The 25,076-nt window shown below is 63.0% G+C and carries 25 protein-coding genes; 19 read left to right on the forward strand and 6 right to left on the reverse strand.

What is annotated here, in order from left to right:
* Nucleotides 1-59: 59 nt before the first annotated feature.
* From ACSFBE_RS13935 to ACSFBE_RS14010, 16 genes are all read left to right on the forward strand, one after another.
* A complete protein-coding gene (locus ACSFBE_RS13935; RefSeq protein WP_435490980.1) occupies nt 60-2,075 on the forward strand; it encodes a flavin-containing monooxygenase in 2,016 nt (671 codons plus the stop codon).
* Between the two features lie 13 nt (nt 2,076-2,088).
* Nucleotides 2,089-2,526 carry a MarR family winged helix-turn-helix transcriptional regulator gene (locus ACSFBE_RS13940; RefSeq protein WP_435490981.1) on the forward strand — a complete coding sequence of 146 codons (438 nt, stop codon included), beginning with the start codon at nt 2,089-2,091 and terminating at the stop codon, nt 2,524-2,526.
* Nucleotides 2,527-2,570: 44 nt separating this feature from the next.
* Nucleotides 2,571-3,455 carry a branched-chain amino acid ABC transporter permease gene (locus ACSFBE_RS13945; RefSeq protein ID WP_435490982.1) on the forward strand — a complete coding sequence of 295 codons (885 nt, stop codon included), beginning with the start codon at nt 2,571-2,573 and terminating at the stop codon, nt 3,453-3,455.
* Entirely contained in the window at nt 3,452-4,297 is an 846-nt protein-coding gene (locus ACSFBE_RS13950; RefSeq protein ID WP_435490983.1) for a branched-chain amino acid ABC transporter permease, read from the forward strand. Before ACSFBE_RS13945 ends, ACSFBE_RS13950 begins: the two co-directional genes overlap by 4 nt.
* Nucleotides 4,294-5,049, forward strand: coding sequence for an ABC transporter ATP-binding protein (locus ACSFBE_RS13955; RefSeq protein WP_435490984.1), 756 nt, complete (start codon nt 4,294-4,296; stop codon nt 5,047-5,049). Before ACSFBE_RS13950 ends, ACSFBE_RS13955 begins: the two co-directional genes overlap by 4 nt.
* A 9-nt stretch (nt 5,050-5,058) precedes the next feature.
* Nucleotides 5,059-5,790 (forward strand): ABC transporter ATP-binding protein, encoded by a 732-nt coding sequence (locus tag ACSFBE_RS13960; RefSeq protein ID WP_435490985.1) that lies wholly within the window; start codon nt 5,059-5,061, stop codon nt 5,788-5,790.
* Nucleotides 5,787-6,650 (forward strand): SDR family NAD(P)-dependent oxidoreductase, encoded by an 864-nt coding sequence (locus ACSFBE_RS13965; RefSeq protein WP_435490986.1) that lies wholly within the window; start codon nt 5,787-5,789, stop codon nt 6,648-6,650. Before ACSFBE_RS13960 ends, ACSFBE_RS13965 begins: the two co-directional genes overlap by 4 nt.
* A complete protein-coding gene (locus ACSFBE_RS13970) occupies nt 6,647-7,510 on the forward strand; it encodes an SDR family NAD(P)-dependent oxidoreductase (RefSeq protein ID WP_435490987.1) in 864 nt (287 codons plus the stop codon). Before ACSFBE_RS13965 ends, ACSFBE_RS13970 begins: the two co-directional genes overlap by 4 nt.
* Complete coding sequence (locus ACSFBE_RS13975) at nt 7,503-8,714, forward strand: ABC transporter substrate-binding protein (RefSeq protein WP_435490988.1); 1,212 nt, start codon at nt 7,503-7,505, stop codon at nt 8,712-8,714. Before ACSFBE_RS13970 ends, ACSFBE_RS13975 begins: the two co-directional genes overlap by 8 nt.
* Before the next feature lie 41 nt (nt 8,715-8,755).
* Complete coding sequence (locus ACSFBE_RS13980; RefSeq protein WP_435490989.1) at nt 8,756-9,754, forward strand: Bug family tripartite tricarboxylate transporter substrate binding protein; 999 nt, start codon at nt 8,756-8,758, stop codon at nt 9,752-9,754.
* 9 nt (nt 9,755-9,763) lie between these two features.
* Nucleotides 9,764-10,528: a class II aldolase/adducin family protein gene (locus ACSFBE_RS13985; RefSeq protein WP_435490990.1), complete on the forward strand. Its 765-nt coding sequence runs from the start codon at nt 9,764-9,766 to the stop codon at nt 10,526-10,528.
* A 17-nt stretch (nt 10,529-10,545) separates the two neighbouring features.
* Nucleotides 10,546-11,487, forward strand: a complete 942-nt coding sequence (locus tag ACSFBE_RS13990) for a ketopantoate reductase family protein (protein ID WP_435491075.1) — start codon at nt 10,546-10,548, stop codon at nt 11,485-11,487.
* 95 nt (nt 11,488-11,582) lie between these two features.
* Complete coding sequence (locus ACSFBE_RS13995; protein WP_435490991.1) at nt 11,583-12,716, forward strand: cupin domain-containing protein; 1,134 nt, start codon at nt 11,583-11,585, stop codon at nt 12,714-12,716.
* Between the two features lie 94 nt (nt 12,717-12,810).
* Complete coding sequence (locus ACSFBE_RS14000; RefSeq protein WP_435490992.1) at nt 12,811-13,521, forward strand: fumarylacetoacetate hydrolase family protein; 711 nt, start codon at nt 12,811-12,813, stop codon at nt 13,519-13,521.
* Between the two features lie 6 nt (nt 13,522-13,527).
* Nucleotides 13,528-14,175 carry a maleylacetoacetate isomerase gene (gene maiA / locus ACSFBE_RS14005; RefSeq protein WP_435490993.1) on the forward strand — a complete coding sequence of 216 codons (648 nt, stop codon included), beginning with the start codon at nt 13,528-13,530 and terminating at the stop codon, nt 14,173-14,175.
* A 60-nt stretch (nt 14,176-14,235) separates the two neighbouring features.
* The gene (locus ACSFBE_RS14010; protein ID WP_435490994.1) at nt 14,236-15,150 is read left to right on the forward strand and encodes an alpha/beta fold hydrolase; all 915 of its coding nucleotides are present in this window, start codon (nt 14,236-14,238) and stop codon (nt 15,148-15,150) included.
* A 48-nt stretch (nt 15,151-15,198) separates the two neighbouring features.
* Here the strand turns inward: ACSFBE_RS14010 and ACSFBE_RS14015 are convergent, their stop codons facing one another.
* The 3 genes from ACSFBE_RS14015 to ACSFBE_RS14025 are packed head-to-tail and all read right to left on the reverse strand — an operon-like array spanning nt 15,199 to nt 18,355.
* On the reverse strand, nt 15,199-16,176 hold the full coding sequence (locus ACSFBE_RS14015) for a Bug family tripartite tricarboxylate transporter substrate binding protein (protein ID WP_435490995.1): 978 nt from the start codon (nt 16,174-16,176) through the stop codon (nt 15,199-15,201).
* Nucleotides 16,177-16,215: 39 nt separating this feature from the next.
* Nucleotides 16,216-17,355, reverse strand: a complete 1,140-nt coding sequence (locus ACSFBE_RS14020) for a CaiB/BaiF CoA transferase family protein (protein ID WP_435490996.1) — start codon at nt 17,353-17,355, stop codon at nt 16,216-16,218.
* A gap of 46 nt (nt 17,356-17,401) precedes the next feature.
* Complete coding sequence (locus ACSFBE_RS14025; RefSeq protein WP_435490997.1) at nt 17,402-18,355, reverse strand: hydroxymethylglutaryl-CoA lyase; 954 nt, start codon at nt 18,353-18,355, stop codon at nt 17,402-17,404.
* 126 nt (nt 18,356-18,481) lie between these two features.
* Between ACSFBE_RS14025 and ACSFBE_RS14030 the strand changes: the two genes are divergently transcribed.
* Nucleotides 18,482-19,396: a LysR family transcriptional regulator gene (locus ACSFBE_RS14030; RefSeq protein WP_435490998.1), complete on the forward strand. Its 915-nt coding sequence runs from the start codon at nt 18,482-18,484 to the stop codon at nt 19,394-19,396.
* Nucleotides 19,397-19,438: 42 nt separating this feature from the next.
* On the opposite strand, the gene ACSFBE_RS14035 is transcribed toward ACSFBE_RS14030, so the two are convergent.
* Both ACSFBE_RS14035 and ACSFBE_RS14040 read right to left on the reverse strand, forming a co-directional pair.
* A complete protein-coding gene (locus ACSFBE_RS14035) occupies nt 19,439-20,806 on the reverse strand; it encodes a heavy metal sensor histidine kinase (RefSeq protein ID WP_435490999.1) in 1,368 nt (455 codons plus the stop codon).
* The gene (locus ACSFBE_RS14040; protein ID WP_435491000.1) at nt 20,803-21,504 is read right to left on the reverse strand and encodes a heavy metal response regulator transcription factor; all 702 of its coding nucleotides are present in this window, start codon (nt 21,502-21,504) and stop codon (nt 20,803-20,805) included. Before ACSFBE_RS14040 ends, ACSFBE_RS14035 begins: the two co-directional genes overlap by 4 nt.
* A gap of 168 nt (nt 21,505-21,672) precedes the next feature.
* Between ACSFBE_RS14040 and ACSFBE_RS14045 the strand changes: the two genes are divergently transcribed.
* Nucleotides 21,673-22,773 carry an aldo/keto reductase gene (locus ACSFBE_RS14045; RefSeq protein WP_435491001.1) on the forward strand — a complete coding sequence of 367 codons (1,101 nt, stop codon included), beginning with the start codon at nt 21,673-21,675 and terminating at the stop codon, nt 22,771-22,773.
* 65 nt (nt 22,774-22,838) lie between these two features.
* Complete coding sequence (locus ACSFBE_RS14050; protein WP_435491002.1) at nt 22,839-24,017, forward strand: aldo/keto reductase; 1,179 nt, start codon at nt 22,839-22,841, stop codon at nt 24,015-24,017.
* Nucleotides 24,018-24,736: 719 nt separating this feature from the next.
* Here ACSFBE_RS14050 and ACSFBE_RS14055 read toward each other — a convergent pair.
* On the reverse strand, nt 24,737-25,042 hold the full coding sequence (locus ACSFBE_RS14055; protein ID WP_435491003.1) for a putative quinol monooxygenase: 306 nt from the start codon (nt 25,040-25,042) through the stop codon (nt 24,737-24,739).
* Nucleotides 25,043-25,076 lie beyond the last annotated feature (34 nt).

Below are 25,076 nucleotides of genomic sequence, written 5' to 3' on the forward strand. Positions count from 1 at the left end.
CGCACGATCCCCGAGAACTCCTAAGATTTAGCCATCTAGTACGCATTCAAATGATTTGTATGGAAACTAATATCAAACGCAATCAACGTCAGGCTCTTTCCGAAGCACCGTCGGATGAGTATTCGCCTGCTCACGGGCTGCGGGCCATGTTTGACCAGGTGAGCCCCATCACGGCTTCCGACGAGGAGATCCAAAATGCTGTCGCTGAAGCGGATCTACCTGCACTGATGGCGACCCTGGCCATGATCACGGGTGACACCTCCCTGATCGCGCCGGATCTCAAGCCCTCGTTGCCTCCCATGACGACGGTGATCGCGCCGCAAGGCGGAATGGATGCCCAGGCGCAAGAAAAGGCAAGGCGCCTCGCGGTGACGGCGCTCATACGCCACCGCGATGCGGGGTCCCAGCGGGGCGCGGCACCTTCGCCGGCGCTCGTCGACGAATGCGTGAAGTTCCTCATTCGCGGAGACATCGAGGAATTCCGGTCGCTGCTCGAGCATGAGCTGGGCATTGCGCAAGACCTCGGTGCGCCCGGCTGGACGCAGCCCGAGATTGCGCCGACGACCGCCTTCCGCGTGGCTGTGATCGGGGCTGGTGTTTCCGGCATCGCGTCGGCGTATCGCCTGCAGCAGGCGCAGATGGATTTCACCGTGTTCGAGAAGAACGACGAAGTCGGCGGCGTATGGTGGGAGAACCGTTACCCTGGCTGCCGGCTCGACACGCCCAACTTTGCTTACAGCCTGTCCTTTGCGCAGAAGCCGGACTGGCCGCAGGAGTTCTCCTTGCAACCGGAAATCCACGCCTATCTGGCCCAGGTGGCAAGCACTGCGGGCATGCGTGCTCGGATTCGCTTCGGTACATCGGTCGAATCGATGCGCTTCGAGGAAAGTCGGGCGACGTGGACCCTGGAGATCAGGCAGCCGACCGGCACCGTCGTGGAAGAAGAGTTTCATGCGGTCATCACCGCAGTGGGCATCCTCAACCGCCCCAGTCTTCCGGATATCCCCGGCCTGGAAAGTTTCCAGGGGCAGGTCGTGCATTCCGCCGCCTGGCCGGAGGACCTGGACCTGAAGGGCAAGCGGGTCGCCCTGGTGGGCACCGGTGCCAGCGCTTTCCAGATCGGTCCCTCCATCGTCGATACGGTCGACGAACTGAAGGTCTTCCAGCGAAATCCCCCGTGGTTGCTGCCCACGCCGATCTACCACAGTGACATCAAGCCGGGCATGCTCTGGCTGTTGAATCACGTGCCCTATTACGGCCGGTGGTTCCGCTTCTGGCAGTTCTGGATCGCCATTGAAGGCCGTTTGCCGCTGACCGAGGTCGAAGACGATTGGGACCATCCCATCTCGGTGGGCCGCGCCAATGAGGCGTTGCGCCAGGGCTGTCTGGAATCGCTGGCGCGCCAGTTCGTGGACCGGCCAGACCTCTTGGCCAAGATGACGCCCAACTACCCGCCTGCCGCCAAGCGCATGCTTCGCGACAACGGGGCCTGGGCCGCTATGCTCAAGAACCCTCATGTGGACCTCAACACCACATCGATTTCGTGCATCAGCGCCAGCGGCATCGAGACCAGCGACGGTCTGCTTCACGAGGTCGACGTGATCGTCTGCGCCACCGGCTTCAAGGCGGCCGACTTCCTTTGGCCCATGAAAATCACAGGTCTCGATGGCCGCGACCTGCACGAAGACGTCTGGCAGGGCGATTGCAGAGCCTACCTGGGCATCACCGTCCCGGGCTTTCCAAACCTGTTCATGACCGGTGGTCCCAATACCGCCGTGGTGATCAACGGCAGCGCCATCTTCTCTTCGGAGTGCCAGGTCGAGTACAGCATGCGCGCGATCGGTCACCTGCTTCGCACCGGCCACAAGGCGATGGATTGCAAGGAGAGCCCATTCACTGAGTACAACGACTGGGTCGATCAAGGCAACCTGAAACGCGCCTGGGGCGCGGCCCGGACCAGCAGTTGGTACAAGAACAGCAAGGGGCGCGCGTCGCAGACCTGGCCGTTCGGGCTGCTCGATTATTGGAAGGTCACCGGCAAATTCTGCGCCGATGATTACGCCTTCCTCGATTGACACCACATCTCCCATGGCATCCAAACGCATTATCCAACTCGACGGCCTTCCCGGCTTCCTTTTCCGGCGCCTGCATCAGCTGGCGGTCGCCCGCTTCACAGCGGACATGAGCGACGTCGGCTTGACGCCAGTCCAATGGGCAGCGCTGGTGGCCGCTTCGCAAAGCCCGGGCCTCGACCAGGTCACCTTGTCCAAAGCGATTTACATCGACACCTCCACGATTGCAGGGGTGCTGGACCGGCTGGAGGCACGCGGCTTGATTCAACGTACGCCGTCGCCGGACGACCGACGGGCGCGACAGCTGTACGTGACGGACGAAGGTGCTGAGCTGTTGGCGGCTGCTGCGGCCGCCATGGGCGGCACGCAGGAATGGCTGCTCGGGCCACTCTCCGCCACCGAGCGAAAGACATTCATGAAGCTCATGCTGAAGGTCCTCGAGCGGCGCGACTAGCGCTCACCCTCGGACGAGACATTAAAAAAAAGGAGACCCACATCATGTTGGCTGGACAAATATTGAACGGGCTTGTCACGGGTGCGATGTATGCGTTGGTGGCGATAGGCTTCTCGCTGGTCATCGGCACGCTCGACAAGTTGAACTTCGCGCACTCCGAGGTCTTCATGTTGGGTGGTTTCATTGCGCTCGTCACCGTGAGCTACATGCCGTGGGAGCTCGCCATCCTGGTGATCTTCCTCGTGGGCGGGCTGCTCGGCCTTGCGACCGAGTTCATCGCTTTTCGCCGCTTCCGCTCGGCTGAGGGAAAGATCACGGCAGCGCTGGCTTCGATGGCTATGGGCCTGATCATCACGGACCTTGCGCACAAGTGGTGGGGTACCGAGCCGGTACCACTCAAGATCGAGAGCGAGTGGCTGCAGAAGGGGTACACGCTGTTTGGCGCCACCGTTCTCAACCTGCAGATCTTGATCCTGGCGGTCGCCTTCGTGCTCATGGCGATGCTGCATGTGCTGCTGCAGAAAAGCCGCATGGGGCGCCAGATCCGCGCGCTCGCCGAGTCGCCCGTCTCCGCATCCTTACTCGGCATCAACGTGCGGCGCGTGACCCAGACGGTATTCTTCGTGTCGTCGGCGCTGGCGGCCGTAGGCGGGTTCCTGGTGGCGCTGCGCAGCGGCGCTGCGAGCAGCGACATCGGAATGACGTTCGGGCTGAAGTCTCTCGCGATCATGGCGATCGGTGGCATGGGCGATTTGCGGGGTGCGCTCATTGGTGGGTTGCTGATCGGCGTGCTCGAGGCATTGATGTTCCAGGCCGGGCTCGGAAGGCTGGTCGAGCTGACGGCCTGGGTGGCCCTGATCCTCGTGCTCATGTTTCGGCCGAACGGCCTGTTCGGCGGCGGTGTGCATGGTCAGGAGCAGCGCGCATGATCGCCGACTACCTTTTCTTCACCGGCATCAACGTCCTTCTCGCGTGGAGCGTCTATGTCGTACTGATGACCGGCAGCCTCTCCTTTGCGCAGGGCATGTTCATGGCCGTCGGCTGCTATGCCGCCGGGGTGCTGACCGTCAAGTTCGGCTGGCCGCTGCTGCCTGCCACGCTCGCCGGCGCCGTCGCTGCATCCACAGTCGCGGCGATCATCGGCTGGCCCGCACTGCGCCTGCGGGGGGTCTACCTCATCCTCGTGACCATCGGGATCACGTTCTGCGGACGCGTTCTGCTGGAGAACATCGACTATGTAGGCGGTGTGGCCGGCTTTGGCGGCATGACGGGTGCCAGCTATGGCTCGGTGATGGTCGCCGTTGTGGCGGTCGGCATGGCCCTGTTCTGGATCTCTCGCAGCCCGATCCAGAGGACTTTCGACGCGGTGCGTGAGGACGACCGTGTGGCCGCGTCCATGGGCATCAATGTGCCGGTGGTGCGTCTGATCGGGTTTGCGAGTGGCGCCTTCATCGCCGCCGTTGCGGGCTCGCTGTATGGCCACTACATGAGCTTCGTCCGTCCGGAGAGCTTCGACGTGCTGCTGTCGGTCTATGTGGTGCTTTATGTGGTGCTCGGCGGCGTGAACAACATGTGGGGGGCACTCCTCGGCGCCACGGTCATGACCTTGCTGCCAGAGTACTTCCGTGTGTTGGCGCAGTGGCGCCCGACGGTCTTCGGCCTGGCCATCCTCTTGCTGTTGCTCTTCAAGCCTCAGGGGCTACTTTCTTTCAGGGCTTTGAGCTGCCGCTGGAAGAAGTCGGACGCCGTTCCTTCCGCGAGGCAGGCATGACCATGCACAACGTCTTGAGCGTCACCGCGCTTTGCAAGTACTTTGGGGGCGTCCGTGCGCTGGACGGACTGGACATGCAAATCCGTCGCGGGGAGATTCTAGGATTGGTCGGCCCGAACGGCGCCGGCAAGACGGCGCTGATCAACACCATCACGGGCTTCTATCGCGCCACCTCCGGCAGGGTCGAGCTCAACGGCGACGAGATCACTGGGCTGCCACTGCATCTCATCGGTCGCCTGGGTGTCGGTCGCACGTTCCAGAACATCCGTCTGTTCAAACGCATGTCGGTGCTGGAGAACGTCATGGTGGCGCGCAAGAGCCATGCGACGAATCTGTTCAGGTCGATCTTGCGGTCTGGATCGAGCCGCGTCGAACAGGATGAAGCGATGCGTTGGCTTGACTTGCTCAAGCTCGGCGACAAGGCCAATCAGTCGGCAGCATCGCTTTCCTACGGCGACGCCCGGCGGCTGGAGATCGCGCGCGCGCTGGCCGGGCGCCCGAAGTTGCTGCTACTCGACGAACCCGCAGCGGGGATGAACGAATCAGAGACTGGTCAGCTGATCGACGACATCCAGGTGCTCAGGCAGGAGGTCGACGCGATCCTCCTGGTCGAGCATGACATGCACCTGATCCGAAAACTCTCGGATCGGCTGGTGGCCATGGACTACGGCAAGAAGATCGCAGAGGGCAGGCCGGCAGAGGTTCTTGCGCACCCCGAAGTGCTCAAGGCTTATCTGGGTACCGAGGAATAAGGAGACATCATGAAGCAAGAGATTCTCTCGGTGCGCGGCCTGACCGCCAACTATGGCCCGATCCGAGCCCTGCGCGGTGTGACGCTGTCGGTGCGAGAGGGCGAGACGGTGGCGGTGGTGGGCGCCAACGGCGCGGGCAAGACCAGTCTCATGCGGGCAGTGTCCGGCATCCTCCCGATCACCGGCGGCGAAGCGATCTTCGATGGCCATCCGGTAGGACGGACCAAGGCACACCAGCTTGCACACCGCGGCATGTTGCACGTCCCCGAAGGTCGCGGCACGCTGCAGACGATGCGGGTGCATGAGAACCTGCGACTGGCCTGGGAAATCCGCCCTTGCAAGGTTGCGTTCGAGGAGGCGCTGGAGCGTGTGTACGCCCGGTTCCCTCGCTTGGCCGAGCGCAGCGACCAACTTGCCGGCAACCTGTCTGGAGGGGAACAGCAGATGCTTTCTGTGGCCCGGGCTATCGTCAATCGACCGCGCCTGCTGCTGCTCGACGAACCTTCCATGGGCTTGTCGCCTCTTTTCACCAACGAGGTGTTCAAGGCGCTCGCGGAGATCCGCGATGAAGGCGTCGCGATGCTGGTGGTCGAGCAGAACGTGTCGAAGGCGTTGCAGCTTGCGCATCGCGCGATGGTGCTGACGCAGGGCGAGATCGTGCTGGAGGGGCCTGCCCGGGAACTGGCTGGCGATCCGCGCGTGATGTCCAGCTACATGGGCCAGGAAGCGGAGGCCGTATGAGCGGCGCCGCGGGATCAGCGCGCGCGGAAGAGCTCTTCGGCATCGCCGGGCGTGCCTATGTGGTCACCGGCGCGGCCAGCGGTCTCGGAGCCGCCATTGCGGCCACGTTGGCGGCCAATGGTGCGCAGCTTCTGCTGTTGGACTCCCAAGAGCACGCACTGGCGGAAGCTGCGCAGGGGATCCGTGCCATGGGTGCCGAGGCCACCAGTGTCGTCGTCGATGTGACGGACGCAAACGGCGTAGGGCAGGCCATCGATCGGTTTGCCCGCGACTGCCGCCGGCTGGACGGGCTCTTCGCCAATGCCGGCGTCAGCGGGGGGCCGGGATTCGGCACCGCCGCCGGCGCCGCCACGGGGCGATTGGAGAACCAGGTTCCCGCGCAATGCCAGCGACTGCTGAACGTCAACCTGCTGGGCACCCTGAACTGCGTGCAGGCGGCGGTACCCTCCATGAAGCGCCAGGGCTGCGGCAGCATTGTCGTCACGGCGTCGATTTCGGGCCTGCATTCCGAGCCCTTCGTCTCGTATGCCTACGCTGCGAGCAAGGCAGCCGCAGTCCAGCTGGTGCGCCAGGCTGCGCTGGAACTCGCGCCGCATGGCATCCGGGTCAATGCGGTGGCGCCTGGCTTCATCAAGACCGGGATCGCCGGCGGCAAGCTGCACGACCCGGCCGTAGCGGACAGCCTGGTGCAGCGCATACCGATGGGTCGACTGGGCTTGCCCACCGAAATCCAGGGTGTCGCACTCCTGCTGGCCTCGGACGCCAGCGCCTACATGACGGGGTGCACGATTCCCATCGACGGTGGTGTGCTCCTCGGCGCCGCAACTCGCCCCGTCCAGTCGATGGAGGCTTCGGCATGACGACCCATTGGAAAGGCCGGACAGCGTTGGTCACAGGTGCCGCGAGCGGGATCGGCGCGGCCAGTGCCGAGCTGTTTGCCCGCGAGGGAATGAATGTCGTGCTGGCGGACATCCAGGCCGCACCGCTCGAAGCGCTGACGGCCCGCCTGCGGCAAGACGGACTGGCGGTGGCTTCGTGCGTCGTCGATGTGTCGGATGAAACTTCGGTGCGCCGGCTGGCGGACTTTGCCCAAGCGCAGTTCGGCCACCTGCATCTCGCCTTCAACAACGCTGGTGTGGCCATGCACGGGGTTCCGATGCACGAGATCCCTCCGGCCGATTGGCGGTGGGTGCAGGAAGTCAACGTGAACAGCGTGATCCACAGCATCCATCAGATCCTGCCTCGCATGATCGCGCACGGGGAAGAGGCCGTCTTTCTCAACACGGCGTCGATAGGTGGACTGCAGGTCAATCCTGCCTGGTTGACCGGGGCCTATTCGATGACCAAGTTTGCGGTGGTGGCCCTGAGCGAAGGGCTTGAGAACGAACTGCAATCCACGGCGGTGCGCGTGGCGGTACTTTGTCCAGGCGCCGTGTCCACCCACTTTGCCGACGCGCACACGCGACCCGAACGCCTGGGTGGCCCCACGAGTCGCCCGCAGCAGAAATTCCTGCGCGAGTCGCTGGCCCGAAATGGCGTGTCGCCTGAGTATGTCGCCCGTCGAATCTGGCGGGCCATTCAAGACAGGGAGTTCTACATCCTGACGGACGATCTGGCGCAGTCGGTCATTCAGAACCGGCACCGTCGCATCGAAGAGGCACTCAAGCGTGCAGCGCTGTTCCGCGAAAGCGAAGCGGTCGGACTGAATCAACATGACTAAAGCAGGAGACAACACCATGCAAGAGCAAAGAAGAGCCATTATTCGAGGCGCCGCAGCCGCACTGGCGGTATCGCTGGCGGGCAAGGCCAGCAGCCAGACGTCCAAGCCGCCGATCAAGATCGGGTTGATCACGCCGCTCACGGGCCCTTTGGCTTCCTACGGCAAGGCACAAGAAATGGTCATGAAGCTGGCCGTCGAGGATGTCAACGCGAAGGGCGGCGTCAACGGCAGCAAACTGCAGCTTGACGTTCAGGATTCGTCGACAGACCCGGGGCAGGCGGTGCTCCTGTTCCGGAAGTTCGCCGGTGAGGGGCATTTCGGCGTTGTGGGTCCGATGACCGGCACGCAGTGGGAAACCGTCAGCCCTCTCGCCAATCGGATCCAGATGCCAGCCATCAGCGCCAACGCGGTCAAGCCGGGCGTCACGGTTCGTCCCTGGACGATCCGCCTGCAGCCGGCAGACGATACCCTCATGCCCGAAGGCGTGAAGGCGTTCGTCGGCGCCTTCCCGAATGTGAAGAAGGTCGTCATCATGGCCGACGTCAGGGAGGCGTCCAGCAAAGCGAGTGCGGATGCCTACGTGGCGTTGGCCAAGCAGAACCGGCTCGAAGTCCTCGACATCGTCGAGTTCTCGTCACGCGCGACCGATTTCTCGGCCGCGGCCATTCAGATCAAGAGCCGCAATCCGGATGCCATCCTCGCGGCGGCTTTCCCAGCCCAGGCCATTCTGCTGGCGAAGGACCTTAAGACGCAGGGCGTCACGGTGCCGGTGCTGAACACCAGCATCCTGTGGACTGGCCCGTTCATCAACACGGTGGGCGATGTAGGGCGCAACTGGCATGTCATCGGTTTTGCCACGAATGAAGCGGGGCCCGCGGGCGCCAACGCTGGCGCCTACGCCAATCTGGTAGAGCGTGCTCAGAAACGCGCAGACGCGGCGATGGGCATCCCGTTCAACTTCTGCAACTGGGGCGTCTCTTACGACTCGGTGCTGCTATATGCCGACATCCTGCAGCGCTTGCGCATCGACGGGAACACAGACCCAGTCAAGGCTCGCGAGTCCATTCGCGACGAGTTCGTAAAGCTGAAAAATTTCAGCGGCGTTCAAACATACGCGTTTCGCGAAACGGGTGATGCGCACATCGCCGCGACCGTGTTGGCGGCCGACGTTGACCGAAAGGTTTGGAAGTATGTCGGCAAATGACTTAGACGGGTGTCGCAATTCCTATTGATCTGGAGCCGCAAATGTTGAGTACACGCCGGACAGCGCGTTATTGGACCGCTCTCGCAATTGCGGGAAGCCTTGGATTTTTCAGCATTTCTTCGACCAGCGCGCAAGACAAATACCCGTCTAAGCCGATCCGATGGATCGTCGGCTTTCCTGCAGGGGGCGGAACCGACTTTCTTGCTCGAACGATTGCGAACGCGATGTCCGAACAGATGGGTCAACCGATCGTCATCGACAACCGGCCCGGTGCCTCCGCGATGATTGGCGCTGAACTGGCCGCGCGGGCACCCGCAGATGGCTACACCGTGTGGTCTGGGGATCAGGCGACCCTGATCTTTAACCCGATGTTCTACAAGAAGGTCGCCTACAAGCTAGGCGACTTTCAACCCGTGGGCTTGATGGGGAAGTTCAACTTCGTCGTCTGCACAGGGGCGACCAGTGGGATCGAATCGCTGTCGAGCGCGGTGGACGCGGTCAAGAAGCGGAATGCCATGTTCAGCTATGGCTCCTCAGGGGCTGGCACGCCGCAGCACTTGGTCATGGAAATGTTCAAGAAGTCTGCAGGAATCGATCTCACGCATGTTCCCTATCGTGGCCTGCCGCCGGTCGTGCAGGACCTTATTGGAAATCAGATTCAGTTCGGGACCATCGACGTGGCTTCGGCGGAGGCTCAGACCAAGGCAGGAAAACTGAAACCGCTGGCGGTCACGGCACCGGTACGCCTGCCCAGCTTTCCTGAGGTGCCCACCATGAAAGAGCTCGGATACAAGGACGTGGAAATGTACGCATGGCAAGGGATGCTGGTGCCGGTGGCGACGCCGCGCCCGATCGTAGAGCAGCTGGCTGCCAATCTGCAAAAGGCGCTGCAGCGGCCGGACGTTCGGAACGCGCTGATGGAGAGCGGACTTGAAGTCATGCCAAGTTCTGCACAGGAGTTCGGCTCCTACATCGAGCAGCAAAGCAAGAGCTGGGGCGAGGTGATCCGCGCCAGTGGCATCAAGTTGGAAATGAACTAGGAGAGAACGATGAACAGCTCCATGACTCAGCGGCCAGCGCATATCGAGGAAGAAGAATGGGTGGTGCGCCAGCAACTGGCAGCGTGCTACCGGCTCGTCGGTCTGCACGGGTGGACCGACCTGGTCTTCACTCACATCTCGGCGCGCGTTCCTGGGCCGAACGACCACTTCCTGCTCAATCCGTTTGGGTCGGCTTTCGATGAGGTGACCGCATCCAGTCTGGTGCGGATCGATCTCGATGGAAATGTCGTCGATGGCTCGGGTACGCGGATCCACCCCGCCGGCTTCGTGATCCACAGTGCGGTCCATGGCGCCCGTGCAGACGCGGGTTGTGTCATCCACACCCACAGCACCGCTGGGATGGCACTTTCCATGTTGCAGGATGGGCTCCAGACCCTCTCCCAGCATGCGGCTCTTTTTCATGGCCGCCTTGGATATCATGAATATGAGGGATTCGCACTGGATCTCGACGAGCGCCGGCGGTTGGTCGTCGACTTGGCCGATCACCCTGCAATGATCCTTCGCAACCATGGGCTGTTGGTCGTGGGGCGTACCGTGCCAGAGGCATTCAGCATCTTGCACCACCTCGAGAAGGCCGCTCAGGCACAACTTTTGGCGATGTCTACTGGCGCGGAGCTTTGCCGCCCCTCGGAGGCCGTCAGCGTGAAGACAGCCGCTCAGGGCATCGGGGCGCCGGGTGCACCCTTCGGTGAAGTAGAGTGGCCAGCGATGCTCCGGCGGCTGGACCGCGTCGATCCTAGCTACCGCACCTGAGGCAGCGCCAGCCCGTGATGAAGATCGCTATCGTTGGTGCGGGCGGGATCGGCTCCTGCCTTGGTGCCGCGCTGTCGCGCGTGGCCGATGTCACGCTGATCTGCCGAGGGGCTCACCTTGCCGCGGTGCAGCAGCATGGCCTACGTGTGATCGGACCACAGGGCAGCACCGTTCACGATATTCGTGCAACTGACCGTCCCTCCGAGGTTGGGCCTGTGGACGTAATCGTTTCGTGCGTGAAGCTGTACGACCTGGATGCAGTCACGCACTTGACCTTGCCGATGGTGAGCGCGGATACCTTCGTTGTGCCCGCGCAGAACGGCGTCACGGCGCATGAGCAGATCGGCGCCATCGTGGGTCCCGAACGCGTACTCGGAGGCACGGTCTTCATGTCGGCTTCCATGGTGGAGCCCGGGACCGTCAAGCTCAGGAGTGCGGGAGCGAGCTTGACTTTCGGTGAGCTGAACGGTGTGTCGAGCGAACGTGTGCGCATCTTCGCAGAGCTGTGCGAAGCCGGAGGTGTTCGTGCCCATGTGCCCGACAACGTCCTCGCGCATCTGTGGCGCAAGTTTGTCGGGCTTGGCGGAGCAGCGGCACTGAGTTGCCTGTCGCGCATGAGCCTTGGCGAGATCCGCACCGATCCCCTGCTGCGCAAGCTGTTGCGTGACGGCATGGCGGAGGTCCTGTCGCTGGCGCAGGCCAAGGGAGTTCAGGTCGACGACTTGTTCCTTACGGACGCAATGGCGTTCGCGGACAGCGTAGCCGCCGACACGAGGATTTCCATCCTGGAAGACCTCGAAGCCGGAAAGCCGCTTGAACTCGAATGGATCACCGGGCATATCGTGCGTGAATCAGACGCTGCCGGGCTATCGGCGCCCATCAACGAAATGGCCTACGCGTGCAGTCGACACCTGGTCTCCGGTCGAACAGTGGCGCATGGGCCGCAGACGGTCGCTTAGATACCAATAACGACAGCTGAGATTTCGCCCGTTCTACTCACCAATTGCATAAGCCGACGTTGGAAGGTGGCCATGCTGAATCACTGGAGATCGACATGAATTTGATGGAAGCGACAACCTCGCCAGTGCGACTGCACGCCACGGCCGGGCCCGGTCAACCGGAGCCTACACCCGCGCTCGAAAAGCTCTATCGCGAGTTCGAACAAGAACTTCTCGTTCCCTTGTGGACGGAAATCAGCGGCCTTATGCCCTCCGAGCCGCGCAGCCGGGCTGTCCCCCACATCTGGAGGTGGCAGCGCCTGAACGAACTCGCGGCCGAGGCCGGCCGCATTGTGCCGGTGGGGCGCGGTGGCGAGCGGCGCGCGATCGCGTTGGCTAATCCGGCGCTGGACGGGCGGCCGTTTGCGACGCCCACCCTTTGGGCCGCCATTCAGTACCTACTGCCGGGCGAGAACGCGCCAGAGCACCGCCATTCCCAACATGCCTTCCGCTTTGTGGTGGAAGGTGAGGGGGTCTGGACAGTGGTCGGGGGAGATTCTGTCCGTATGTCACGCGGCGACTTCCTGCCGCAGGCCGGCTGGAACTGGCATGCGCACCACAACGCGGCCACGCAACCCATGGCGTGGATCGACGGCTTGGACATCCCGTTTGCATACCAGACCGAATCTCAGTTTTTCGAGCATGGACGCGATGCCATCAGCCCGGTAGAGCAGGCCACGCCCGTACGCTCGCGCTCCGAGCGGCTCTGGGCGCATCCGGGTCTTCGCCCGCTCTCGCAGGCAGTTGACATGCCCGGAACGCCGCTGCTCGCCTACAGGTGGGCGGACACGAACCGCGCGCTGGATGAACAGCTGCAACTGGAAGAAGAAGGCTATCCCGGCGTGGTCAGTGCAAATCATGCCGCCGTTCGCTACACGCATCCCGGTACTGGAGCGGATGCGCTGCCGACCATCCGTTGCGAGATGCATCGCGTGCGTCGTGGTGGCCACACACGCACGTACCGGGAAGTTGGGTCCGCGGTCTATCAGGTGTTCGATGGCCGTGGTACGGCGCGCGTGGGGGATAAGGCGTGGTGCCTGGAACGTGGCGACATGTTCGTCGTGCCTTCGTGGGTGCCCTTCAGCGCCTCCTGCGATCAGGACGCTGCCTCGCTCGACCTGTTCCGGTTCAGCGATGCGCCGATCTTCGAGGCGCTCCATCAGCATCGCGTGCAAGTAGAAGGCGATTGACGCTGCCTGCTTCGACGCACGTTGCGCAGCTGCCGATCGCGCGCGTGTCTCAACGTCCCGCATTCTTTCTCTCTCACATTTTTTCACGTTACCAATGATCGAATCCCAATACCTTTGGCCGCCTGCGCCCGTGTACTCCTTGCCGGTGCGGGACAGTGATCGGCGCCTGCCGATCCAACGAATTTTCTTCGTCGGGCGTAACTACCACGCCCATGCCATCGAGATGGGCCGTCCCGTGGACAAGAACGTCGAACGTCCCTTCTACTTCACCAAGGCGCCTTCGACGCTGACGCCCTCCGGTGCGACCGCGGCGTATCCGCCGCAGACCAACAACTACCAATTCGAAATGGAATTGGTGGTTGCCATCGGCAAGGAAGGCTTCCGCATTCCCGCCGAGCGCGCGCACGAAGTGATCTTCGGCTATGGCTGCGGGCTGGACATGACCCGGCGCGATCTCCAACTGGCAGCGCGCGACAAGGGGCGTCCGTGGGATCTCGGCAAGGACGTTGAACAGTCCTCCGTGGTCAGCGAGATCGTGCCAATGCTCGGCAAGGCATTGGACAAAGGGGCAATCGAGCTCTCGGTCAACGGCGAAGTCAAGCAAAAATCCGATCTCGACAAGCTCATCTGGAACGTCCGAGAGATCATCGCGGATCTGTCGCTTTTCTATCATTTGCAGCCCGGCGACCTGATCTACACCGGGACGCCAGAGGGGGTCGGTCCCGTAGAACCTGGCGACCGCATCACGGGGCGAGTCGAAGGCGTTGGCACCATCGAGTTGATCGTGGGCGAGCAGGCCTCGTAGCTTCCCATGGACCTCTACAGTTTCTTCCGGAGCGGCAGCTCGCACCGACTGAGGATTGCCTTGAACCTGAAAGGCATCACGACGCGGTATCGCGCGATCGACTTGCGCGCCGGCGAGCAGGTGGAGCCTTTTTACAAGGAGATCCATCCGCAGGGGTTCGTACCGGCCCTGGCGGTGGATGACCAGACGACCCTGATCCAATCACCCGCCATCATCGAATGGCTCGAGGAACGGTATCCAGAACCCGCGCTGCTTCCGGCGGACGCACAAGACCGGGCGCGCGTGCGCGCACTGGCGGCCCTGGTGGGCTGCGACATCCACCCGGTCAACAACCGCCGCATCCTCCAGTACCTGCGCGAGCACTTCGGCGCCGACGACATTGCGTTGAACGCGTGGTGCGGCACCTGGATTTCAGCCGGATTCGACGCTCTCGAGGCGCTGCTCGCACAGGACAAAGCCCGCAGTGCCTTCTGCTTCGGAACGGCGCCAACACTGGCCGACGTGTACCTGGTGCCCCAGACCGAGAGCGCGCGCCGCTTCGGGTTGGACGTGTCGCGATGGCCGTTGATCAGCGAGGTCGATGCGGTCTGCGCGAAGCTTCCGGCCTTCGCCCAAGCGGCCCCGCTTGCGCAGCCAGATGCGGCGTTGGTGTAGTGCAGGGCGCGATCGCGCGTGAACCCGTTATCTCGGAGATGACATTTCAGGAGTGAAAGAGTGAGCGAAGTTATTCATGAAGACGCGGAAGGCCGGCGGTCGATCGAAAACACACGGGGGTCGACAACGGTCGGCCTCGAGCATCGATTCGTCGACGTCGGTTGTGTGAGAACCAGCTACTACATGGCCGGCGACTCAAGTTCCACGCCAGTCCTTCTGCTGCATGACGGCGCTTGGGGTGCCGATGCGATGTTGTCGTGGCGAGAGGTCATGATCAACCTGGCTTCGGACCACCACGTGATCGCACCCGATCTCGCAGGTTTCGGTCAGACCGACAAGGTCGTGATGTTCGGCGCTTCGCCCTTCGAACACCGTTTGCGCCACATCGCCGGCTTCCTGGCGCTGCTGCAACTGAGGTGCCCGGTGCACGTCGTGGGAACTTCTTTTGGCGGGTCTTTGGCATTGCGGGCGGCTGCGGCCTCGGCATGGCCGATGGCGAGCGCGACGAGTGTCGCTGGCACTGGCGGACCGTGGCGGGTCGAGCTCGCCAAGCGAATTCTTGCCGACCTGGAGCCTGGGCGGGACTACATCGCACGTGTTGTGGAGGTGTTGACCAACAAGACGTCAGGGTTAGACGAGCACATCGATCGGCGCTACGAGAACTCGTTGGCGCCGGGCCATTACGCCGCGATGGTGTCACTGAGGCTAAAGCACCCTGCCGCGGCGTCCACACCCGTGGAGGACAGTTATCCCGCAAGCCTTGCGGACGCGACCGTTCCGGTCGCGGTGATTACGACCGCGCAAGACCAGCTTGTCGAGCTGGACTGGCCAAAGCACGTCCGATCAGTTGCGCCGAACGTGGTTTTCCACCAAATGGATGGACCCCACTCACCGAACGTCACGCATCCCCAGGAGCTCGCGGAGAAGCTGCGGGGAATCATCCGCGATCACGTGCGAGCGCAAAAGCGTTCTTAGCCGCCAGTCGGGTATTTCATTACCCTCGGTGATTGCAAGCAGCACTGTCTACTCCAGCACCGCACCGCTCTCCTTGACCAGCCGCATGTGCTTGATCAGTTCGCTTTGCAAAAATGCTGTGGCGCTAGCGGGTGTAGTCGTGGGTGTCAGCCGAAAATCCTGAGATTCAAACCACTGTCGGGTGTCCGGCATCTGCATGGCGGCATTGATTTGCTGGTTCAGGGTGCCGAGCAGCGGTTCAGGCAGACCTGCAGGAGCCAAGATGGCCATCCAGCTTCCCAAGTCATAGGTGGGCAGGCCCTGCTCCTGCAGCGTGGGAACGTCGGGGTACAGCCGCGAACGCTCTTTGGTCGTCACTGCAATCGGGCGCAACTGGCCGGACTTCACGAAGGGCGCAGCCACAGTGGTGGCCTGGATCCCGACTTGGACCTGGCCTGAGACAAGGTCGGTGACAAACGGCGCATTGCCTTTGTAGGGGATGTGCGCGAGATTGATACCGGCTTCCTTCATCAGCATCACGCTCATCAGGTGGATGTTGGTGCCATTGCCCGAGGAGCCATAGTTCAGCTGCCCGGGCTTGCTTTGGGCCAGGGCGATGAGGTCGGCCAGAGTCTTCACGGGCAGCGAGGGGTTCACCAGGACCACGCCCGGAGAATCACCCACGATGGCCACCGCCGATACATCCTTGATGCTGTCGAAGGGCATGTTCTTGTAGATGCCCGGGTTGATCACGTGCGTGCTGGGGACCAGCGCCAGGGTGTTGCCGTCTTTGGCTGCTCGGACCATCTGAGACGTTCCGGTCATTCCTCCTGCGCCGGGCAGGTTCTCCACCACGACTGGCCGCTTCATCGTCTGGCTCATGGCCATGGCGAGCCGGCGTGCAACGGTGTCGCCCATCGAGCCAGGGCTGAGTGGCACGATCAGGCGCAGCGGCGGACCGCTGGTCTCAGCCGCTGCTGGCATGGCGAATGCGGCGCTGAGCGCAGCCAGTTTGAGGATCGCGAGTCGACGGTTTGAAAAGGTCATGGTGATCTCGATGGGTGGATGGACGGGCGGCCGGGCGGTCTAGGTGCTTCTTTGCTTCAGTTCGGAAAGCACTTCTGCGGTGTGCTCACCGATCTTCGGAATCGCGCGGCGCACGCCCGGCCGGCGTCCGCCCATCGTGAAAGGCAGGAGCACCGAAAGGCTTTCGCCGCCGTCTTCGGTCGTGATCGGTACCATGCCGCCGCTCTGCAGCAGATGCGGATCGCTCACGAGTTGGTCCGGCCGACGAATGGGCGCGAAGGGCACCTTCGCCTGCTCCAGGCGCTGGCTGAGCTGGTCGATGTTCCAGCTCAGCACGCTGTCGCCGACGGTCTGCAGTAGCGCGGTCCGGTTTTCTACCCGGCGCGCGTTGGTCTCAAAGCGCGCATCCGTGAGCAGTTCTTCGCGTCCAATGACCTTGCACAGCTCGACCCATTGGCCTTGGCCCACGGCGCCGATGAACAATTGCTCGCCATCAGCCACGGTGAAGACGTCATAGATGCCCCAGGCCGCCTTGCGCGACGGTACGGGCGGCGGGGGCTCGCCGCTCATGTGGAACTGCTGCATGTGTTGCGCAGAAAGGAACGCGCAGTTTTCGAACAGCGCGCTCTGGATTTCCTGCCCTCGCGCCCCATGCGCCTTTTGCTCGTAGAGCGCAGCGATCACGCCCAGCGCGCCGAACATGCCGCCCATGATGTCGTTCACCGAACTGCCTGCGCGCAGAGGCCGGCCCACAGGCCCCGTCATGTAGGCCAGGCCGCCCATCATCTGGACCACTTCATCCAAAGCCAGCCGCTCCTGATAGGGGCCCCGCAGGAAGCCCTTGTGCGAGACGTAGATCAGGTTCGGGAACCGTGCCGACAGGGTCTCGTAGTCCAGCCCCAATCCCGCCATCCGCCCGGGGCGGAAATTCTCGATCACGACGTCGGCGCTGCCGATCAGGTCCAGCGCAGTCTGCTTGTCATCGGCGATGTCCAGGTCGAGGACCACGCTGCGCTTGTTGCGGTTGAAAGTGCGGAAGAACCCCATGCCCAGGCCGGGCAGTTGCCGGGTCTTGTCGCCCCCTGGCGGTTCGATCTTGATGACGTCCGCACCCAGGTCCCCCAGGATCATTCCGCAGGTGGGCCCCATCACCATGTGACTGAATTCGATGACGCGGATGTTGGAGAGGGGGAGGCTCATGGTGAAAGAAAACAAGTCGGTTGAAGATCGTGGTAGTGCGACGCCATCAAGCGGCGGTGACAGCGGCGCCGGCAGCCGCCGCGCTGCGCGGGGGAACCCGCCAGATGACGCCATGGAGCGGCACGCCCGGCAACCAGCCGGCAATGCGCTGACGCAGCTGCAGCGCCGCCTCGACGTTCACGCCGGTGGACACGCCCATCTGCTCGAACATGGAGGCCATGTCCTCCGTGGTGACGTTGCCGCTGGCGCCCGGTGCGTGCGGGCAACCGCCAATGCCTGCCAGGCTGCCGTCGAAACGCCGTACGCCCGCTGTCCAGGCGGCGTAGACATTGGCCAGGCCCAGGCCGCGCGTGTCGTGGAAATGCGCGGCCCAAAGTTTGGGGCCGGCGAGGGCGAAGGCTTTGTCGAAGACCGTTTTGACGGTGGCTGGGTCCGCGAAGCCGACGGTGTCGGCCAGGCTGATGTAGTCCACGCCGGCGTTCAGCAGGTCCTCGATCAGCTTGAGCACGTCGCGCTCCGGCACTTCGCCCTGAATCGTGCAGCCGAACGCAGTCCCAACGCCCCCCTCGATCTTGGCGCTGGAGCCGACCGAATCCCTCAACTCGCGGATCCGGCGGACCTCCTCGACCATCTCGGCGGGCGACTTGCGCACGTTCGCCTCGCTGTGCATCGCGCTGGCGGACAGGGGAATTGTGATCGTGTGAACCTTGCTCTCGAGCGCCGCGACGGCGCCCTTCAGGTTGGGCACCAGTGTGGACACGGTCATGCCTTCGAGCTCGAGCGCGGACGCGACGACTTCGGCCGTGTCCGCCAGCTGAGGGAGTAAGCGGGCCGGGACGAACGAGCCTGCCTCGATCTCGCGGATGCCCGCTGCATAGGCGGCGTGCAGCCATTCGATCTTTTGGGCCGTCGGGACGATGGCCTGGATGCTTTGAAGCCCGTCGCGAAGGCTTGCCTCACGAAGGACGACAGGTGCTGATGAAACGGCAGACGCGGACATGAGCAGTTCCTCTGGATTTCCTCTTGGTGTGGCGCTCAATTTATCCATGACCTCGAGGAAGTGAAATTGGTCATTCGTCAGCACAACCATTCCCGATGGGAAGCATGCTTCTTGCATAGGCTGTGCATGGCCAACCTTGATCTCCTCACCCTCCGTCTGTTCAAGGCCGCCTGCGATGCGGGAAACATTGGCCGTGCCAGCACGAAGCACCACACGGTTCCGTCGGCGATCAGCAAGCGGATCGCGAAGCTGGAACAGAAGCTGGGATTGAAGCTGCTGGAACGCGGGCGCGCGGGCGTTCAGCCCACGCCCGCGGGCGAAGCGCTCCTCGAGCATGCACGCGCCATCCTTGTGCACGAGGATCGCGCCTTGACCAGCATGGCGCAGTTTCAGGGCGGCATGCGTGGCAAGGTGCGGCTGCTCGCGACGGTCTCCACCATCGCCGAGCATCTACCGCTGGACATCGCCACCTTCATGGCCGCGCCCGACCATGCCGGCCTTCAGGTCGATATTGAAGAGGTCTTGAGCATCGATCTGGCCGAAGCGATACGAATCGGAACCGCATCGTTGGGAATCTGCTGGGATGCCACCGATCTGGGCGACCTCGAACTCCGACCCTACCGCCAGGATCATCTCGCCGCCGTGGTGCCGGCTGGGCATCCTCTGACCCGACAGACCGCTTGCGGCCTGGCAGATACCCTGCGCTTCCCCCATGTTGGGTTGCCGCTGCGCACGGCCGGACGAACGCTGATTGATCGTGAAGCCGGCCGGCTGGGACAACGAATCGAGTACCGGGCCGAACTCTCGACCTTTGAAGCCGCGCTGAAGTTCATCGCGGCGGGTCTAGGGATCACCATCGCACCGGTGGAGATTGCTGAGCCGGCCGGCAACGCGTGGGGCCTGCGCTGCATTCCTCTGAGCGATGCATGGGCCACCCGGCAATTCGTCATCGCGTACAAGCGTCTGGAGCTTCTTTCGGCGCCGGCAAGATCGCTGCTCGATCACCTGGCGCTGGCCGCCCGTGAGCCGGGGGGGGGCTGATCGAAAATAGCCATTCGGCCCTGGTCTTTGGAGGGAAATGCCTCAGCCGGATGACAGGGCAATGCCGATCTCGGTCCGTCTGGCGTCGGAGGTCGCCCACACCCGCCCGCCATGCATGCGCGCAATGGCTGCAACGATCGCCAGCCCCAGTCCCGCATGCATGCCGTCGCGATGTCGAGAGGCATCGCCGCGATAGAAGCGGTCGAACAGCCGGCGCAGCGCATTGGCCGAGATCTCCGGCCCCTCGTTGACCACCACCACGCTGGGCACCTCCACGGCCTGCGTGCCTTCGGCCGTGCGCGTGCCCAGCACCACGCGCACCACGCTGCCCGGCACCGCGTACCGGCAGGCATTGCTCAGCAGGTTGGACACCGCCCGCTGCACCAGAGGTTCGTCGACCGCTGCAGTGAGGTCGCCGTCCACCTGCAATTGCAGGCCGCGCTCACTGGCCTGCGCTTCGTGGTATTCCAGCAGCTCCGACATCAGCAGCCGCAGGTCGCGTGGGGAACCGACGCGCGCATGCTGGCCGCCATCGGCGTGCGCCAGGAAGAGCATGTCGTTGACCATCGAACTCATGCGGGCCAGATCCTCCAGATTGGATGCCAGCGTCTGCGTCAGCGCTTCCATCGACCGGGGCCGCGAGAGCGCCAGCTCTGTCTTGCCGATCAACGCGGTCAACGGCGTGCGCAACTCGTGTGCCACGTCGGAGTTGAATGCTTCCAACTGAATCCGACTGGCTTCCAGGCGGTCGATCAGCACATTGAACTGATCGACAAGTGGCGAGAATTCCAGGCTGGGTACGGACAAGTGCAGATGCGTCAGGCGATGCGTGGCCGACATCTGCTGCGTCTGTGCGGCGATCCTTCGCAGCGGTTCGATGCCGTGCCTGACAACGAGGAAAGCCAGCAAGCCGCTGCACAGCGCGCCTATGGCCGTGATCAGAACAAGCAAGTGGGCCAGCGCCTGCTGACGCGAATCGTCTTCAGCGATATCGATGTCGAAGCGGCCGTTCAAGACCATCTGGCCATCGGCCGACTGCAAAGAGAAACTTCGAGACCGGATCAGCGATGACAGGTCATGGGCCTCCCCGGTCGGATCGCGATAGAAGACATCGCCATTGGCGTGATAGAGCACCAGCCTCGAACCGTGGCGCTTGGCGGCATTGACCTGAAGCAGCCTCAGGAAGTCCTGGCTCCCCGGCCGCAGCATCGCGGCGGAAGTCTCGATCAACTTGTGGACCTTGATCGCCAACAACTTTGTCTGCGACTGCTCCTGCAGATAGCCGACGCCGACATAGACGCTGGCGGAGACAGCGCTCAGCAGCAAGGCGACGCACAGCGCCAAACGTACGGCCAAACGGCGCACGATCGAGGGCTCGGCCTTGAGCGGCGACTCAGGCGTTGCGATCATGGGATCGCGCGATCGTGGGCATGGCGGTCTTCCAGGATGTAGCCCACGCCGCGTACCGTGTGGATCAGCTTTTGAGGGTATGGGTCGTCGACCTTGGCCCGAAGGCGCCGTACGGCAACCTCCACCATGTTGGTGTCCGAATCGAAATGGATGTTCCAGACACGCTCCGCCAGCGTGATTCGCGTCAGTACCTGGCCTTTGCGACGCAGGAGCAACGAGAGCAATTGAAATTCCTTCGTGGACAGGTCGATCCGTCGCCCACCGCGCAGCACCTTGTGCGCCGCAAGGTCGAGTTCCAGGTCGGCCAGACGCAGCACTGTCTGTTCATGAAAATTCGCCTGGCCGCGCCGGATCAAGGCCTCGATGCGGGCTTGCAGCTCTGAAAAAGCGAACGGCTTGACGAGGTAGTCGTCGGCGCCCGCCTTCAGTCCGCCCACCTTGTCGTCGACGCGATCGCGCGCAGTGAGCATCAGCACAGGTTGACGACCTTTGGCACGGATGGCGCGCAGCACTTCGAGGCCATCCATGCCTGGGAGCATCGAGTCGAGCAATACCAGCGCATGGTCGCCGCCGAGCGCCATCGTCCGGCCGATCAGCCCGTCGATGGCCACGTCGACGCAATAGCCGCATTCGGTCAAGCCTTGTCGCAGGTATTCGGCCACGCTGCGGTCATCTTCAATCACAAGCACTCTGTACATACGCGTCACCCTTCGTTCCATTGTCCGGGCTGGATGGCGAAATTGGATTACGAAACTGTAATCCGTTCGAGCGGCGTCGGTTATGTGCGCGGTCATGATGAGGTGATTCCTTCTCTTCGATCCTCCCCCCGATCCTCAACGGATTCACTTCCATCTGGAACGCAGCGCATGCCAAAAATGAACCATCACGCGTCTGTTCGGCGCCAGCTCTTGACCGCCGGCCTTGGCCTGGGCACTGTGGCGGCCATGGGCGTTTCGGTGAACGCACAACCGTTGCCCGCGGCGTCTTCCGCTGGCAACGTGCCACGCTTCCCGCGCCAATCCGAGGGCATTCTCACCAAACGCGTGGAACGTACCGGTGACCTGCTGCCGGCACTGGGACTTGGCACCTTCCTGACCTTCGACATGTTGCCGGGCGCCCCGCGCGCAGATGTTGCGGATGTCGTGCGTCAGTACTGGACAGCGGGTGCGCGCGTCGTCGACACCTCTCCGCTGTATGGCAGTGCCGAAGGAACGGTCGGCGATATCTCGACGTCTCTGGGCATCAACGATCAATTGTTCATCACCAACAAGATCTGGGCGACCGGTGACTTTCTGGCCGATGAGGGACATGCGCGGCGCAGCCTCGAAGAGTCGCAACTTCGACTGTGGCGCAGCAACATCGATCTGATGCAGTGCCACAGCCTTGTGAATGTCGATGTGATCGTTCCTCTCATGAACGTCTGGAAGAAGGAAGGGCTGATCCGGATGGTGGGCGTGACCCATCATGAGAACGACTACCACGACTTGCTGACCAAGTGGATCCAGCGCGGCGCGGTCGATGCCGTGCAGGTGAACTACTCGATTGCCAACCGTCATGCAGAGCGCGCCGTGCTGCAGGCCGCGCAGGAGCGTGGCGTTGCCGTGCTGATCAACATGCCGATGGAGAAAGGGCGCCTGCACAAGGCCATTGGCCACTTGCCGCTGCCTGCGTTCGCGAGTGAACTCGGTATCGAGAACTGGGCGCAGTACTTCCTGAAGTTCGTGATGTCGCATCCAGCGGTGACCTGCTGCTTGAGCGCGACGTCCAACCCTCGGCATGCACGCGAGAACGTCGGTGCGCTGCGCGGCACGCTGCCCGATGCCGCCATGCGAGAGCGCATGGTGCGTTATGTGGAAGGGCTCCCCGGCTTCAGCCAGGCACTGACGCTGCCCTGGTACCCGGACAAGCACCAGCAATACCAGGGCCTGATCCGTAGGTCGCAGGCGGCGCTGCGGGCGCGCACCTGACCCGCAATGCCGCCATCCATCGACCAACAGCCCACTTTTATTTTGAACGACAGGAGTCACTTGCCATGAAACGTCGCCATTTCCTCCAGACTGCCAGCGCTGGCGCACTCGCCGGCATCGCAGCCAGTCAACTGGCTGCCGCGCAAGGAACCACAAGCCTTCCAGGCTCGCTGGCCGAGCGAGGCAGCGTGTTGCCCACGCGTGGGAATGTGACGCGCAGCGACCTTCCGATGAATGAGCCAGTGGCCGGCATGCGCTACCGCACGCCATTTCGCTTTGGCATGGGTGGAACGCAGATGGGCAACATTTTCGCCGCCATCAGCGACGAGCAGGCGCAGGCAGTGTTTCAAGCGGCATGGGACGCAGGCGTCCGTCATTTCGACACGTCGCCGTTCTACGGCTACGGCCTGAGCGAGTACCGTCTTGGGCGCTTCCTGCGCGACAAGAAACCCGACGACTATGTCATCTCGACCAAGGTGGGTCGCGTGCTCAAGGCGAGCAGGGGGCCACTGCCGAACGAGGCGTTTTGGCCGCAGCCGGCGCCCTTCAGTTACCGGTACGATTTCACCGCAGCGGGTGCGCGACGTTCCGTGGAAGACAGTCTGCAGCGCCTGGGCCTGCCCAAGATCGACATCGTCTACATCCATGACCTGTCGCCGGACAACGCCGAACTGCCGGGGACCTGGCGCGATCACTTCGCCGTCGCCGCAACGGGCGCCATGGCTGAACTGTCCCGCATGCGTGACGAGGGGCTGATCCGCGGATGGGGCTTTGGCATCAACACACCCGATGCCGCCGTGCTCGCCGCGGAATCCGACGTGCCGACGCCGGACATCGTGCTTCTGGCATGCCAGTACTCGATCCTCGACCATGAACAGACGCTCACCCGCACGTTTCCTGCGCTGCAGAAGAAGGGCGTGTCGGTGGTGGTGGGGACGCCTTTGAACGACGGCTTTCTCGGCGGTCGCAATCGGTATCACTTCAGCGATCAGGTACCGGCTGGCGCCGTTCAGAAGCGGGCGCGTCTGGCGGAGGTCGCCGAACGCCACGGGATCGACATCCGGACCGCTGCGCTTCAGTTCGCAGCGGCACCCGCCATCGTGTCGGCCATCGTTCCCGGAGCGCGCGTCGCCGGTCAGGTGCGCGCCAACGCGCAATCGATGAAGGTGAAGATTCCTGCAGAGTTTTGGCAGGCGCTGAGGCGCGACGGCTTGATCTCGCCTCAGGCGCCTGTTCCGGTGTGAGGGCGCTGGGCGCGACGTCGGAGTCTCGTAGGCGATCAGTCCCACGTCGGAGGTCATGTAGCACTGGTACGCGTCGACCGGGCGTTCGTGCAGCCAGTCGCGCGCCACAGTGGGAAACACCTCGCCCGATACCAGCGCCCTCATGAAGGGCAGGCGCCTCGCGCCCTGTGCGGCGGCGCATTCGAGCAGTACGTTCAGGAGGCTCGGGGTGCCCACGTAGCAGGCTGGCTGCAGGTCCGGGCTGGGCGTAGATGCAGTTGTAGATGGTCTCGTGCGCCACGCGGCAGTCATGCCCTTTGAAGTACAGGCGCGCTAGCGCCAAGTTGATCTGCTTGGGCGACCAATGCGGGCGCATAAAGTGTTCGACGGCGCCGAACAGGATCGAGTCCGCATGCAGTTACGCAGGGGCCGGCGTCGCCGTCGCCTGCAGGCCTGCTGAGCAGGGCCACTGGCGTACGGGCCTGCAGCGGCGTTGCGGCGCAATTCGCGGCTGATGGCGCTGGCTGGGCGGTTGCACAAGCGGGCCATGGCACGATGCCGTAGCTTGACTGCTGCAAGCTCGCCGGCGTCACGAGGTCTTCGGGTTGGAGTTGGCTGTAGTTTCGGAGGCGAGGCAACATCGATGGACCTTACAGGGTCGGGTGTTGCACTTCACTTTTGAATCTGCCCAGCAATGATACGACCACCAATCGCTGTATCGGCCACAAATCGGCTGGCATTCATGCCGATGTCTCGTGTGGCACGATGTCAAATTTCTCGACCACTGGCCGCCCCTCGACTAGCGGCTCAATCAGCGGACGATTGGCAACCATATGAGGCGCTTCTTTGTGCACGGCGAGCGCATGGTCGTCGTCATAGAGTTCGACGAGCGTATACGTATCGGGTTGGGTGCGCGACTGGAACAGCTCGTAGAGATGGTTGCCCAATTCATTCGCCCGCACACTCTGGCCCTGCACGGCAAAGGCCCGTTCGAACTCGGCGCTCTTGCCCTCCTTGACATTAATCCTCACGATCATGCCGATCATCGTGTCTCTTCCCTTCTCGTCATTTGCCCATTTG

It is taken from the genome of Variovorax sucrosi (assembly GCF_051216635.1).
Lineage (GTDB): Bacteria > Pseudomonadota > Gammaproteobacteria > Burkholderiales > Burkholderiaceae_C > Variovorax.